The organism is Myxococcus sp. CA023 (assembly GCF_010998615.1).
Taxonomy (GTDB): domain Bacteria; phylum Myxococcota; class Myxococcia; order Myxococcales; family Myxococcaceae; genus Myxococcus.
In genome coordinates this window covers 75,599-88,359 of sequence record NZ_JAAEAH010000034.1, presented here as the reverse complement: position 1 = coordinate 88,359, position 12,761 = coordinate 75,599, and the positions used below count along the sequence as shown (strand labels likewise).

Below are 12,761 nucleotides of genomic sequence, written 5' to 3'. Positions count from 1 at the left end.
ACAGCTCCCCGCCCGCCCCCGGAGGATGACGTCCCGTTCTAGGTGCTCGGGCGCGTCCATTCCGGCATGTCGAAGCCGAAAATCACCATTGTCGATGATGACCGCGACACGCGGGAGCTGCTGGCGGCGGCCCTGGAGGACGAGGGCTTTGCCGTCACCATGGCGGCCAACGGCCTGCGGCTCATCGCGTCGCTCCAACTGCACCGGCCGCATGCCATCCTCTTGGACGTGAACATGTCCTGGATTGACGGCTTCGAGCTGTGCCGGGCGGTGAAGAAGAACGAGCAGTTCCGGGACATCCCCGTCATCTTTATCAGTGGCCGCGGGGATCCCGAGGACAAGCGGCACGGCATGACGGTGGGCGCCGCGGACTACTTCGTCAAGCCGCTGGACATGGACAAGCTCGTCAGCCGCATTCGCGAGCTTGTGCCCGCGCAGATTCCATAAGAGGAGCACGGACGCTCGTGGCAACGTTTCAACTGAATTCCTTCTTGGCCGCTCAGCAGGCGCGCGTCGAGGCCCTGCTGAACGAGCGCGTGGCGCGGCTCGGGCCTTCCGGGACGCCGCCGCAGCTCGCGGAGGCCATGCGCTACTCCCTGCTGGCCGGCGGTAAGCGCCTGCGCCCGGTGCTCTGCCTGGCCTTCGCGGACCTCGTGGCGCGCGGAAGCGCCGTGTCGGCGGTGGCGGGTGACGCGGCGTGCGCGCTGGAGTACGTGCACACGTACTCGCTGGTGCATGACGACCTGCCGGCGATGGACAACGACGACTACCGCCGGGGCCGGCTCACCAACCACAAGGTGTACGGTGAGGCCATGGCCATCCTCGCGGGTGACGCGCTGTTGACGGAGGCCTTCACGCTGGTGGCCAGTGGGCCCGAGAGCATGCGCGCCGCGCTGTGCCGGGAGCTGGCGGTGGCCGCGGGCGCGGCGGGCATGGTGGGCGGGCAGGTGCTGGACACCGCCGAGGACCGGCCGTCCGCGCTGGACTACCTCATCCGGCTGCACCGCATGAAGACGGGCGCCCTCATCCGGGCCGCGTGCCGCATGGGCGTGCTGGCCAGCGGTGGAGACGCGGACGCATTGGCGCGCGCGGACACCTACGGCGACGCGGTGGGGCTGGCCTTCCAGATTGCCGATGACGTGCTGGACGTGACGGCCACGGCGGCGGAGTTGGGCAAGCCCGCGGGCGCGGACGCCGCGGCCGGGCGCTTCACCTTCCCGGCGGTGGTGGGCCTGGATGCGTCGCGGAAGCTGGCGGACCAGAAGGTGGCCGAAGCCATCGCGGCCGTACGCCCCCTGGAGGGCGAGGACGGGCCACTGGCGGCGTTGGCGCGCTACACCGTGGAGCGGAAGTCCTAATGTCGGAGTTGCTGTCACGCATCGGCTCGCCCTCGGACGTCCGCGCACTTCCCGAGGAGGCACTGCCGCGCCTGTGCCAGGAACTGCGCGAGGACATCATCTCCATCTGCGGCCGCGTGGGGGGCCACCTGGGGGCCTCCCTGGGCGCGGTGGAGCTCATCGTCGCGCTGCACCGCGTGTTCCATTCGCCCCAAGACGCGCTGCTGTTCGACGTGGGGCACCAGACGTACGCGCACAAGCTCCTCACGGGGCGGCGTGACCGCATGCACACGCTGCGGCACGCGGACGGCATCGCGCCGTTCCTGGACCCGCGGGAGAGTCCTCACGACGCGCTGCTTGCGGGGCATTCATGCACGGCGGTGTCCGCGGCGCTGGGCGTGCTGGAGGGCCGGCGGCAGCAGGGGCACCGGGGCCACGTGGTGGCGGTGTTGGGCGACGGCGGCCTCACGGGGGGCCTTACATTTGAGGGGCTCAACAACGCGGGGGGAAGCCCCCTGCCGTTGGTCGTGGTCCTCAACGACAACCAGATGTCCATCAGCGCCAACGTGGGTGCCATCCCCGCGCTGCTGCGCACTCGCGAGGCGCGCGACTTCTTCGAAGGCCTGGGCTTCACCTACCTGGGCCCGGTGGATGGGCACGACCTGCCTGCCCTGATTCGCGCGCTGCGCGAGGCCCGTGCCTCGTCGCGGCCGGTGGTGGTGCACGCGCTGACGCTGAAGGGGAAGGGCTTTCCGCCAGCGGAGGCCGACACGCAGACGCGTGGACATGCCATGGGCCCGTATGAGTGGCGGGACGGCAAGCTGGTGCGCTCGCGCGGTGGCCAGCGGACCTTCAGCGAGGCCTTCGCGGCGGTGCTGGAGGACGCCATGGCCCGGGACCCACGGGTGGTGGCGGTGACGCCCGCGATGTTGGAGGGCTCGGCGCTCAACGCGCTCAAGGCGCGCTTCCCGGACCGGGTGTACGACGTGGGCATCGCGGAACAGCACGCCGTCACCTTCAGCGCGGGGCTGGCCTCGGCCGGCGCGCGGCCGGTGTGCTGCATCTATTCGACCTTCCTCCAGCGCGCGTACGACCAGATCATCCACGACGTGTGCCTGCCGGGCCTGCCCGTCGTCTTCGCCGTGGACCGCGCGGGGTTGGTGGGCGCGGATGGGGCGACGCACCAGGGCACCTACGACGTGGCGTCCCTGCGCCCGCTGCCGGACCTGCACCTGTGGTCGCCCATGGTGGGGGAGGACCTGGCGCCCATGCTGGACACCGCCCTGGCGGCGCCGCACGCCTCCGTCATCCGCTTCCCACGCGGCACGCTGCCGCCCCTGCCCGAAGGACTGGGCGCGGGCGAGGTGCCGCTGCGGGGGGCTCGCTGGCTGCTTCGCGCGGAGCAACCCCGGCTGACGCTGGTGACGTTGGGACCTCTGGGCATCGCCGCGCTGGAGGCCGCGCGGGGCGAGCCCGGCTGGAGCGTGCTGGATGCGCGCTGCGCTTCACCTCTGGATGAGGCCGCCTTGCTGGAGGCCGGCCGGTCCGGTCATGTCGTGGTGGCCGAGGAGGGCACCACGCGCGGTGGGCTGGGCAGCGCGGTGCTGGAGCTCTTCGCGGCGCACGGGCTGATGGCCCGCGTCCGGTTGATGGGCATGCCCGATGCGTTCGTTCCCCATGGGGACGCGCGGGTTCAGCGCGCGGAGCAGGGGCTGGATGCGGCGGGCCTGCGGCGCGCGGGCCTGGCGCTGCTGGCAGGGGGCGGACGGTGAAGCCTCGCAAGGAGCGGTTGGACGTGCTGGTGGTGGAGCGCGGACTGGCCGAGTCGCGCACCAAGGCCCAGGCGCTCATCCTGGCCGGCCAGGTGGTGGTGGGCGACCAGCGCGTGGACAAGCCCGGCACGCTGATTCCGCAGGAGGCGGAGCTGCGCCTCAAGGGCGAAGTGCTTCCCTACGTGTCGCGCGGCGGCCTGAAGCTGAAGGGCGCCATCGACCGCTTCGGGCTCGACGTTCGAGGCAAGGTGGCCGCGGACATCGGCGCGAGCACCGGCGGCTTCACGGATTGCCTGCTCCAGCACGGCGCCACGCGCGTCCACGCGATTGACGTGGGCTACGGGCAGCTCCACGAGAAGCTGCGCACGGACCCGCGGGTGCGCTCGCGCGAGCGCGTCAACGCGCGCTACCTCACGGAAGAGGACCTGCCAGAGAAGGTCGGCGTGGTCGTCATCGACGTGAGCTTCATCTCCCTCACGCAGGTGCTGCCGTCGGTGCTGACGTACCTGGAGCCGGGCGGGCTGTTGGTCGCGCTGGTGAAGCCCCAGTTCGAGGTGGGGCCGGACCGGGTAGGGAAGGGCGGCGTGGTGCGGGATGTCGCTGCCAGGCAGGACGCCATCGACACGGTGACGGCGTTCGTCCGCGAGCAGGGCCTGGAGGTGCTCGGGTTGATGGACTCCACGGTGCCCGGGCCCGCTGGCAACGTGGAGGCACTCCTCGTCGCCAGCAGGCCCTGAGTCCGCGCGCTACGGCCGGTAGCGGCGGTAGTCGGACAGAGGCAGCGTCTGCACCACGTCGAAGCCAGTGCGGATCCACAGCCGGCCTTCCGGGTCGATCGCACCGCCCAGGCTGCCGACCACCTGGTGGCGGAACAGCTCGCGGGCCTCGCCGCCGGACGTCTGGTCCACGGCGACGATTTCGTTGGGCAGCGTCGGCGCGCCATCCAGTCCGCGGGCCGGCGCGTTGAGTAGGAAGAGCTCCGGCGACCCCGGCCGGCGTAGCACCTGGAGCACGTTCAGCGCGCCATTCGCGTCGATGGAGCGGTTGTCCCGGTTGCGAATCTGCCCCGACGCGTCGAGGAACCACACGCGCTGCTGGCCCACCGCGACGAGGCGCGAGGCGCCCGGGTGATAGAGGATGTGCGCCAGCGGCACCGGGAGCGCGGGGCTGGTCCACTGGAGCCGAGTGCCCTCGCACTCGTCCTGGTTCGCGGCGCACGCGATGACCTGCGACTGCTCCGAGCCGAGCTGGAGGCCCAGGAAGAGCGTGTTGCCAGTGTCGTCGAAAGCGCCCAGGGGGAGGCGCTCGTTGCGCGCGAAGGTCCGCAGCTTGTACGCGGCCCGGGCTTCCGCGACCGTCGATGGCTGGTCCGCTTCGAGCTCGGTGACGGTGACGTCCGTGCGCGAAGCATCCGGGCCCGCGCCCAGTGAGGCGATGAGAATCATCCCGTCCGCGCGAACCAGGGGCGGAGCGATGACGCTCTCCAGCGTCGTGGGCGCGTAGAGCCACTTGACCTCGGCCACGCTCTCCGACGTGCCGTTGGGGTTGTGGGAGAGCCGGCGCACCTCGTCGATGCGGTTGACGATGATGGCGTCACCGCCCGGCAGCACGGTGAGCTGCGTGGGGCCAATGTCCGTCGTCGTGCGCGCGGTGATGCGCAGGTCGGCGTCCACGGCGAAGGCGCCCACGTTCGGGGTCCACACCCAGCGCTTGCCGCTGGCGGGGTTGCGCTCGGTGATGACCGTCTCGGGGGTGCAGGCGATGGGCATCCCGACAGTGCCCGTCACCTTGCCGCTGAGGTTCACGCGGTACAGCGTGGAAATCTCCGTCGGCGGGACGCCGCAGCCCACGAAGGTCGGGTTGGCGCTGGTGCCGTCGATGACGAAGTGGTCGGTGACGACTTGTCCGGCGTTCTGCGGCTCCACGATGCGGCGCTGCACCGGGAAGTAGGAGACAGGGGCGGGCTGCGAGCGATTCGTACGCCCGTCGGAGCACGTGGCCACGGCGTTCAACGACAGGTTCGCGGCCAGGCCCGCCGTGGCGTAGGGAATGTCGTTGCGCTCCAGCGTCAGCGTCATGGTGCCGCCGCTGTGCGGGAAGGTCCGGAGCAGGGTCTCCCGGTCATTGACGTTGAGCGTCGAGCCGCCCTCGCAGCCGGACACCGTGACGATGACCTGGAGCTTGTCGTCGGAGATGATGCCCGCGGGCACCGTCAGGGCGACCTGAGGGGGATCCGGCGTGGGAGGGGGCGGTTCACTGCCGCCACAGGCGGCGGCCAGGCTGCCGGCGACGATGAGGGCGGAGCGCCGCGCGCGCCGCGTCAGGGAGGGGTGGGCCATGGCGCCCGACTCTAGCCGGTACGCGGCGTCCCAGGCATCTAGGCCCGCTTGTCGGGCGGGCCCGAACCGACTCTCTCCCACCTGGGTGCGGAACGTCCCCCAAGGTCCGCGGGCTGTGGTAGTTCCGCCCGCGCCGTTGGGACCCAGTGCGGTGGGCGGCGTCACAGCGCCACGGAAGCGCCAGGAAGTTGCATGTGCAGCACCACTGGCGCCTGATGGGCGGTAGGCAGGGCGGGCGGCCGTGCGCGGTCCGCGGGTGATAGGGAAGTGACGTCCATCGTGTACGCTCGGCTCCCGGAGGGCTTGGGGGCGGCGGGGACCGACGTGGCCACATCCTCCCACCCATGCCGGCCGTTCTGGCTCCAGGGCGTGTTCAGCGGCATGATCGGGATCCGAACCATGAACTCTTTCGCACGCAGCGGGTTTTTGCAGCCTCTCTACCGGGCGCCATGTCGCCGGGGCTGGGGTTCACCGTGAGAGTCGAGATGCAGGCTGATCAGCGGGGACGCGTGCTGGTGGTGGCCGCCAAAGAGGCGGGCGATGCGCTCATGGAGCGGCTCACATCGAGCGGCTACCAGTGTGCGTCGGCGGAGAAGGAGAGCGGCCTGGCCCAGGTCGCGGACACGTTGCAGCCAGAGGTCGTCCTGCTGGCGGTGACGGCGAAGCGGGCCGCGGAGATGCTGGAGTCGCTGCGCAAGGTGGACCGGCTCCAGCGCCTGCCGGTGCTGGTGGACCTGGGCCGCGCGCGCTCGGCGGAAGCTTTCAAGCGGCTGGCGGTGGACGATTGGATCCGCAGCGCCGACGAGGTGGTGCCCCGTCTGGAGGCCGCCCTGCGCGCAGGCCGGCTGCGTGACCGGGAAGAGCGGATCCGCCTGCGCATGGGGATGCTGCTGGAAATCACCCAGGCGGCCACCAGTTCGCTCGAGTTGGAGGAGATACTCCGCATCGCCGTGGACAAGGTCGGCCGTGTCACCGGGACGGACCGTTGCTCCGTGGTGCTGGTGGAGGGCAGCCATGCCCGCACCGCGAAGGTGGTGGCCACGCAGGAGGACCCGAGCCTCGTCCAGTTGGACATCGAGGTGATGCGCTACCCGGAGCTGCGCCGCGCGCTGGAGACGCGGGAGTCGGTGGTCATCGAGGAGGCGCAGCGCGACCCGCTGATGGCGGAGGTCCGCACCAACATCCTGCCGCTGGGCGTGAAGTCCATCCTGGTGCAGCCCCTCATCTGTCAGGGCGACCTGCTGGGGGCGCTGTTCCTACGGGTATCGCGCGCTGACGCGTCGTTCGGCCGGGACGAGCAGGAGTTCGCCCAGGCGGTGGCCGGCGTGCTGGCCAACTCCATCCGCAACGCGCGCCTGCACACCGCGGTGAAGAAGAAGCGCGAGGACCTGGAGGAGGCCTACGTCCAGCGCTATCAGGAGCTGAACGAGGCCAACCGCCGGCTGAAGGAGCTCAACCGGCTCAAGGACGAAATCATCGCGGTGTGCAGCCATGACCTGCGCGCGCCGCTCCAGGTGCTCCTGGGGCACGGCCGGCTGTTGCAGGAAGGGCCGCTGGAGCCACAACAGCGCCAGTCCTCCGAGGCGATGATCCGCCAGGGCAAGAAGATCCTCGGCCTGGTGGAGTCGCTGCTGGAGAAGGGCAAGGGCGAGGCCGCGCGGTTGTCCATCGAGCCCCGCGTCCTGGACGTGGCGCAGCTGTGCCGCGACGCCGTCAACGAACTGGAGATTCTCGCCGCGGACCGGGGCGTGTCGCTGCGCGCCGACTGTCCGGACAGCCTGATGCTCATCGGTGACGAGGTGAAGCTGCATGAGGTGCTGCAGAACCTCATCACCAACGCCATCCACCACGCGCGCCAGGACGGCGAGGTGGTGGTGAGCACCCAGCGGCTGGGGCGTCCCGATGGAGACGCCGCCAAGGTGTGCGTGCAGGACGACGGCGTGGGCATTCCGCCGGACGAGCTGCACCTCGTCTTCGACCGCTACCGCCACGGCGGCAAGGGCGGGACCGGCCTGGGGCTGGCCATCTGCAAGGAGTTCGTGGAGCTGCACGGCGGTGAAATCTGGGCGGAGAGCCCGCCGGACACCGGCTGCATCTTCGTCTTCACGCTGCCGCTGGCGCAGGAAGCGCCGCGCAACCCGCGCCCGCCGCCCGCCGCCGCGCCCACGCCGCAGGAGCAGCCGCGCGTGCTGGTGGTGGAGGACGAGCCGGAGATCGCCGCGGTGCTGTCGGAGGTGCTGCGCTCCAAGTACCGCGTGGAGGTGGCGCGCGACGGCGCGGAGGGCCTGGCCCGGGCGAAGGCCCAGCGGCCGGACCTGGTGGTCATGGACGTGTTCCTGCCCAAGCTGGACGGCCTGGACGCGGCCATGGCGCTCAAGTCCTCGACGGACACTGCGCGCATCCCCGTCATCCTTCTGTCCGCCCACCAGGGCGTGGCGGAGAAGGTCCGCTCGCTCAACCTGGGCGCGGTGGACTACATGAGCAAGCCGTTCAACGCGGTGGAGCTCCTCAATCGCACCGAGCGCGCCCTCAAGCTGCGCCAGGGTGAGCGCGAGCAGCAGGAGAAGGAGAAGACCAGCGCCTTGCAGCGGCGCACCGGCAGCGACCCCGCCACGGGCCTGCACGACCGGCGCGGGCTGCTGCTGCGGTTGGAGCAGGAGGTGGCGCGCAGCCGGCGTTACCACCGCGCGCTCAGCCTCGCCGTGCTCCGGCCCGACCGGCCGGTGGAGCCGGTGCCGTCCAACATCGCCGATGTCATGCGCAAGCGGGTGCGCCACCCGGATGCCATCTCCCACCTGGGCGGAGGTGTGTTCGCCGTCGTCCTGCCGGAGTGCCAGGCGGAGGCGGCGCGCGCCGTCATCAGCCGCATGTTGCCGGATGTGGAGAAGGCGACGGACACGGAGTACCGGTCGGCGGTGGCGGATGTGAGCCAGGACAGCGACTCGGTCGAGAAGCTGCTGGAGAAACTGGGCGCGCCGGCCCCCGAAGAGAGCTGAGGCGACTGCGCGCGGGACGGGCTCACGCTAGACTCATGCTCGCGTGCGCCCCTCTCGCCTCCTCGTGTCCGCCCTGCTGGCCGTCCTCGTGGCGCCGGGTGTGTCCGCGGCCGCCCCGTCACGGCGGCCGCGCGTGGACCCGGAGGCCATGCGGGAGGCCATCGACGCGGGCGCCACGGACGAAGGCCGCTACGCTTCCTCCGCCAGCTACACGAACTACCTCCAGTCTCGGCTGAAGCACCATGCCGGGGACCACCGGGGCGCGGTGGACGCGCTGCGGCTCGCCCTGGCCACGGATGATGGGAACCCGCTGCTGCTCACCCGGCTGGGGGAGGAGTACGCCCGTCTGGGCGATTTGACGCGCGCGGAGCGCGAGCTGCGCCGGGCCGTGCTGCGCGCCCCCGCCTACTACCCCGCGCACGTGCTCCTGGGCCGCGTTCTCACGGAGTCGAAGCGGTTCGCCCGGGCCCGCCTGCACCTGCGGCGCGCGGTGACCCTCAAGCCTCGCGAGCCGGAGGCGTATCTTGTCCTGACCCAGCTCCATCTGGAGATGGGTGCCCCGGACGAAGCGGTGAAGGTGGTGGACGCGCTGGCGTTGGCGCTGCCGGGGGAGGCCTCGGGGTACCAGCGCCTGGGGTTGGCGCTGGCGGAGCGGGGCGACTCCGCGCGCGCCGAGCGCCTGTTGGTAGAGGCCGCCACCCGGGCCCCGGGTGACGTGGAGGTGCTGACGGCGCTGGCGCAACTGTACGAAGACACCGGCCGGCCCGTGCAGGCGGAGGAGTCCCTGGCTCGGGCGCTGGAGCGGGACCCGGACAGCCGGGAGGTGCTGCTGGGCGCCGGACGCGCGGCGCTGAAGGCGGGCTCCGCCGTCCGGGCGCGGGCGTACTTCGACCGGCTGTTGTCCCTCTCCTCCGAGCCGGAGATGCCGGTACGGGTGGCCTTCAGCTACCTCGCCGCGCGCGAGCCCAGGGCGGCCGCGGAGGTGCTGGAAGCGGCGCGCCGGGGGGACCATGCGGACCCTCGGCTGGCCTACTACGCGGGGCTCGTCCATGAGCGGATGCGCCGCTTCGCCGACGCGGCGGAGGCCTTCGCTGGTGTGCCCGCTGAGGCGGATGTCTACGCCGACGCGCGCCTGCGCCGGGCCCGCAGCCTGTCGCTCCTGGGCGAGCACTCCCGGGCCCTCACGCTCTTCCGGGCCGCGATGCAGGAGTCGCCAGAGGACGTGGAAGTCCGGATGCAGTTCGCCCGGGCGCTGGAGCGCGGCGGCACGCCGAACCGCGCCGAGCTGCTCCTTCGCGAGGGCCTGTCCGCCGGTCCCTCCGCGGCGCTGTATGACGCCCTGGCCGCCACACTCCACCGGCAGGGCCGGGGGCGCGAAGCACTGACACTGCTTCGCGAGGCGGTGGCCCGCTTTCCCCGGGACGAAGACCTGCTGTACGTGCTGGGCGCGGCCCATGAGCGGCAGGGCGACGTGACGGGCGCGCTGGCCCGCATGCGGGCGGTGCTGGCTGTGTCACCGGACCACGCCGCCGCGCTGAACTTCCTGGGCTACCTGCTGGCGCAAGCGGGGCAGAACCTGGACGAGGCCGAGCGGCGCGTGCGGCGGGCCCTGGAGCTGCGGCCGGACACCGGGGCCTACCTGGATTCGCTGGGCTGGGTGTATTTCCGGCGAGGGGACTACGCCCGGGCCGTGGACGCGCTGGAGCGGGCCTCCACGCTGGCCCCGGATGAGCCCGTCATCCTCGAACACCTGGGAGACGCCTATCAGCGGGTGGCGAGGACGGACGACGCCGCGGCGGTCTGGCGGCGCGCCCTGGAAGTGCTGACGCTGGACCCCGAGTCCGCCGAGCCCCCCGGCCAGCGCGCCGCGTTGGAGCGCAAGCTCAATGCGCTACCCACGCGTGCGCCAGACCGCTAAGTTGGTGGGCCTATGGCGCGTAGCGACGAGGGCTTCTTTCCCGGCAGGGACGGGACACGACTGTACTGGAAGTCCATCCTTCCAGACGCCGAGCCCCGCGCGCATGTCGCGGTGGTGCACGGGTATGGTGACCACTTCGGGCGCTATGGCTTCGTGACGGACGCACTGCTGGCGGACGGCTTCGCGGTCCACGGCTTCGACTACCGGGGCCATGGCAAGGCCGACGGGCGCCGGGCCTACTGCGAGAAGTGGCCGGACTACCTGGAGGACCTGGAGGTTTTCTGGGCGCGGGTGCGCGCGGTGTCGGAGGGCAAGAAGGCCTTCATGCTGGCGCACAGCCACGGCGGCCTGATGTCGGCGACGTGGGCTTCCAGCCGGCAGGTGGAGGGGTTGACGGGGATGGTGCTGTCGGCGCCGTACCTCAAGCTGGCCATCACCCCTCCGGCCTCGAAGCTGATGGCCGCGCGCGCGGCGGGCAAGCTGGTGCCATGGCTGAGCATCTCCTCCGGGCTGAAGGTGGAGGACCTCACCCGTGACACCGACGTGCAGCGGGCCACCCGGGAGGACCCGCTCCACCAGGCCATCGCCACGCCACGGTGGTTCGTCGAATCCACCCGGGCGCAGGGCGAGGCCGTACGGCTGGCGCCGAAGATTCAAGTGCCGCTGTTCGTCCTGTGTGGCGCGGAGGATGGGGTGGCCGCTCCGGCGGCGGCGCGGGAGTACTTCGAGCGGGCGGGGTCGCCGGACAAGAAGTTCAAGGAGTACCCCGGAATGCGGCATGAGCCGCTCAACGAGGTGGGCCGTGCGGAGGTGTTCCGGGATATCTCCGGCTGGATCTCCGCGCATCTCTGACATAATCAGGTCGCCCGGCTCCTAGGGAGGAGCTGGCGCTGGGTGAGGTCACCGCATGGCAACGGGTGAAACGGGCATCATCGGCAAGGGCATCGTCATCAAGGGCAACCTCACGGGAGGTGGGGACCTGGTGATCGAGGGACGCGTGGAAGGGCAGATTGCCCTGAAGAACCACCTCACCATCGAGAGCACCGGCAAGGTGCAGGCGGACATCCGCGCCGAGGAGTTGACCATCAACGGCGAGGCCAGCGGTAACATCGACGCCTCGTCGCGCGTGGCCATCAACGCCTCGGCCAAGGTGGCCGGCGACATCAAGGCACCTCGCGTCGTCATCGAGGACGGGGCTGTGTTCAACGGCTCCATCGAGATGGACGTACGGCTTCCTGACGACATTTGAGCTTCACGCCGCGCACGGCACGGCACACACCTTTCGAGAGGCGGACAACACTCATGGCGAATACGGTCATTGGCTCGAGCATCGTCATCGACGGGGAAATCTCCGGCGACGAGGACCTGGTCATCCAGGGCACCGTGAAGGGGAAGATTTCCCTCAAGGAAAGCCTCTACGTGGAGGGCAGCGGCGTCGTCGAGGCAGACATCGAGACGCAGAACGTGGAGATTGCCGGCCGCGTCACGGGCAACATCGTCGCCAGCGACAAGGTGGAGCTGAAGACGGACTGCCGCGTGGTGGGAGACATCAAGGCGCCTCGAATCCTCATCGCCGACGGTGCCTCCTTCAAGGGCAACGTCGACATGGACATGAAGGAGCGCTGATTCGTGGCCACCGCGAAGGAGCTCTCAGCGAGCAGCAACGTCGACAACACCGTGGTGGGGCCTTCCATCCTCATCAGCGGCCGGTTGACGGGCGACGAGGACCTCACGGTCCGAGGGCGCGTCGAGGGTGAGCTGACGCTCAGCCGCACCCTCATCGTAGAGCCCTCGGGCGTGGTGAAGGCCAACGTGGCGGTGAAGAACGCCATCGTCAGCGGCGTGGTGGTGGGCAACATCAACGCCACCGAGAGCGTGGAACTCACCCGCGAAGGCCGCATGGTGGGCGACATCCGCGCTCCGCGCGTCATCATCGTCGACGGGGCCAGCTTCCGTGGCCGCGTGGACATGGGTGACGTGGAGCCGGGACGTCTGCCGGCCGAGCGCCCCGCGGTGGTCCGTCCCACGGCGGTGAGCCGTCCCACGGCAACGCCCGCGCGTCCGACGATTCCGGTCGCACGGCCCACGCCTCCTCCGCCGCCGTCGCGGCCCATGCCTCCTCCTCCGCCGCCGTCGCGGCCCACGCCTCCTCCTCCGCCCGCGCGCCCCTCGGCGCCTCCCGCGGTGACGCGCCCCTCGGCGCCTATCACCCGTCCAGGGTTGGGTGGCCTGGGAAGCAAGCCGCTGCCGCCGCCTCCGCCGACCCGCGTGGAGCGGGCGGAGCCGCAGGCTGAGCAGGCGGGCGCTGCCGAGCCGCCAACGCCAGTCCTGGTGGGTGCTGGCGCGAAGAAGAAGGTCGTGGTGAAGAAGAAGACCCGCTAGCGCGCACCGCCCGCGCC

General features: G+C 71.0%; 11 protein-coding genes. 10 read left to right on the top strand and 1 reads right to left on the bottom strand.

What is annotated here, in order from left to right; translation table 11 throughout:
• Nucleotides 1-66: 66 nt before the first annotated feature.
• The 4 genes from F8M74_RS16790 to F8M74_RS16775 are packed head-to-tail and all read left to right on the top strand — an operon-like array spanning nucleotide 67 to nucleotide 3,846.
• Nucleotides 67-447: a PleD family two-component system response regulator gene (locus F8M74_RS16790; protein ID WP_141255177.1), complete on the top strand. Its 381-nt coding sequence runs from the start codon at nucleotides 67-69 to the stop codon at nucleotides 445-447.
• Between the two features lie 17 nt (nucleotides 448-464).
• Nucleotides 465-1,358 (top strand): polyprenyl synthetase family protein, encoded by an 894-nt coding sequence (locus F8M74_RS16785; RefSeq protein WP_141255178.1) that lies wholly within the window; start codon nucleotides 465-467, stop codon nucleotides 1,356-1,358.
• Nucleotides 1,358-3,109, top strand: coding sequence for a 1-deoxy-D-xylulose-5-phosphate synthase (locus F8M74_RS16780; RefSeq protein ID WP_141255179.1), 1,752 nt, complete (start codon nucleotides 1,358-1,360; stop codon nucleotides 3,107-3,109). The genes F8M74_RS16785 and F8M74_RS16780 overlap by 1 nt, the downstream gene beginning before the upstream one ends.
• The gene (locus F8M74_RS16775; protein ID WP_090494263.1) at nucleotides 3,106-3,846 is read left to right on the top strand and encodes a TlyA family RNA methyltransferase; all 741 of its coding nucleotides are present in this window, start codon (nucleotides 3,106-3,108) and stop codon (nucleotides 3,844-3,846) included. The genes F8M74_RS16780 and F8M74_RS16775 overlap by 4 nt, the downstream gene beginning before the upstream one ends.
• A 9-nt stretch (nucleotides 3,847-3,855) precedes the next feature.
• Here the strand turns inward: F8M74_RS16775 and F8M74_RS16770 are convergent, their stop codons facing one another.
• Complete coding sequence (locus F8M74_RS16770; RefSeq protein WP_141255180.1) at nucleotides 3,856-5,448, bottom strand: hypothetical protein; 1,593 nt, start codon at nucleotides 5,446-5,448, stop codon at nucleotides 3,856-3,858.
• A 485-nt stretch (nucleotides 5,449-5,933) separates the two neighbouring features.
• On the opposite strand from F8M74_RS16770, the gene F8M74_RS16765 reads away from it, so the two are divergent.
• Genes F8M74_RS16765 through bacP form a run of 6 tightly spaced genes read left to right on the top strand, consistent with a single transcriptional unit; the run spans nucleotide 5,934 to nucleotide 12,744 of the window.
• Complete coding sequence (locus tag F8M74_RS16765) at nucleotides 5,934-8,444, top strand: ATP-binding protein (RefSeq protein WP_141255181.1); 2,511 nt, start codon at nucleotides 5,934-5,936, stop codon at nucleotides 8,442-8,444.
• A 43-nt stretch (nucleotides 8,445-8,487) separates the two neighbouring features.
• Entirely contained in the window at nucleotides 8,488-10,362 is a 1,875-nt protein-coding gene (locus F8M74_RS16760) for a tetratricopeptide repeat protein (protein WP_141255182.1), read from the top strand.
• A 12-nt stretch (nucleotides 10,363-10,374) separates the two neighbouring features.
• Entirely contained in the window at nucleotides 10,375-11,214 is an 840-nt protein-coding gene (locus F8M74_RS16755) for an alpha/beta hydrolase (protein ID WP_141255183.1), read from the top strand.
• Between the two features lie 55 nt (nucleotides 11,215-11,269).
• Complete coding sequence (gene bacN, locus F8M74_RS16750) at nucleotides 11,270-11,611, top strand: bactofilin BacN (RefSeq protein ID WP_002636699.1); 342 nt, start codon at nucleotides 11,270-11,272, stop codon at nucleotides 11,609-11,611.
• Nucleotides 11,608-11,988 (top strand): bactofilin BacO, encoded by a 381-nt coding sequence (gene bacO / locus F8M74_RS16745; protein WP_011554629.1) that lies wholly within the window; start codon nucleotides 11,608-11,610, stop codon nucleotides 11,986-11,988. Before bacN ends, bacO begins: the two co-directional genes overlap by 4 nt.
• A 3-nt stretch (nucleotides 11,989-11,991) precedes the next feature.
• A complete protein-coding gene (gene bacP / locus F8M74_RS16740) occupies nucleotides 11,992-12,744 on the top strand; it encodes a bactofilin BacP (protein WP_141255184.1) in 753 nt (250 codons plus the stop codon).
• The last annotated feature ends 17 nt before the right edge of the window (nucleotides 12,745-12,761 follow it).

Coding starts and splice junctions, on each gene's coding strand:
- F8M74_RS16755 (WP_141255183.1), top strand. CDS start 10,375: ATGGCGCGTAGCGACGAGGGCTTCTTTCCCGGCAGGGACGGGACACGA.
- F8M74_RS16770 (WP_141255180.1), bottom strand. CDS start 5,448: ATGGCCCACCCCTCCCTGACGCGGCGCGCGCGGCGCTCCGCCCTCATC.
- F8M74_RS16780 (WP_141255179.1), top strand. CDS start 1,358: ATGTCGGAGTTGCTGTCACGCATCGGCTCGCCCTCGGACGTCCGCGCA.
- F8M74_RS16765 (WP_141255181.1), top strand. CDS start 5,934: ATGCAGGCTGATCAGCGGGGACGCGTGCTGGTGGTGGCCGCCAAAGAG.
- F8M74_RS16790 (WP_141255177.1), top strand. CDS start 67: ATGTCGAAGCCGAAAATCACCATTGTCGATGATGACCGCGACACGCGG.
- bacN (WP_002636699.1), top strand. CDS start 11,270: ATGGCAACGGGTGAAACGGGCATCATCGGCAAGGGCATCGTCATCAAG.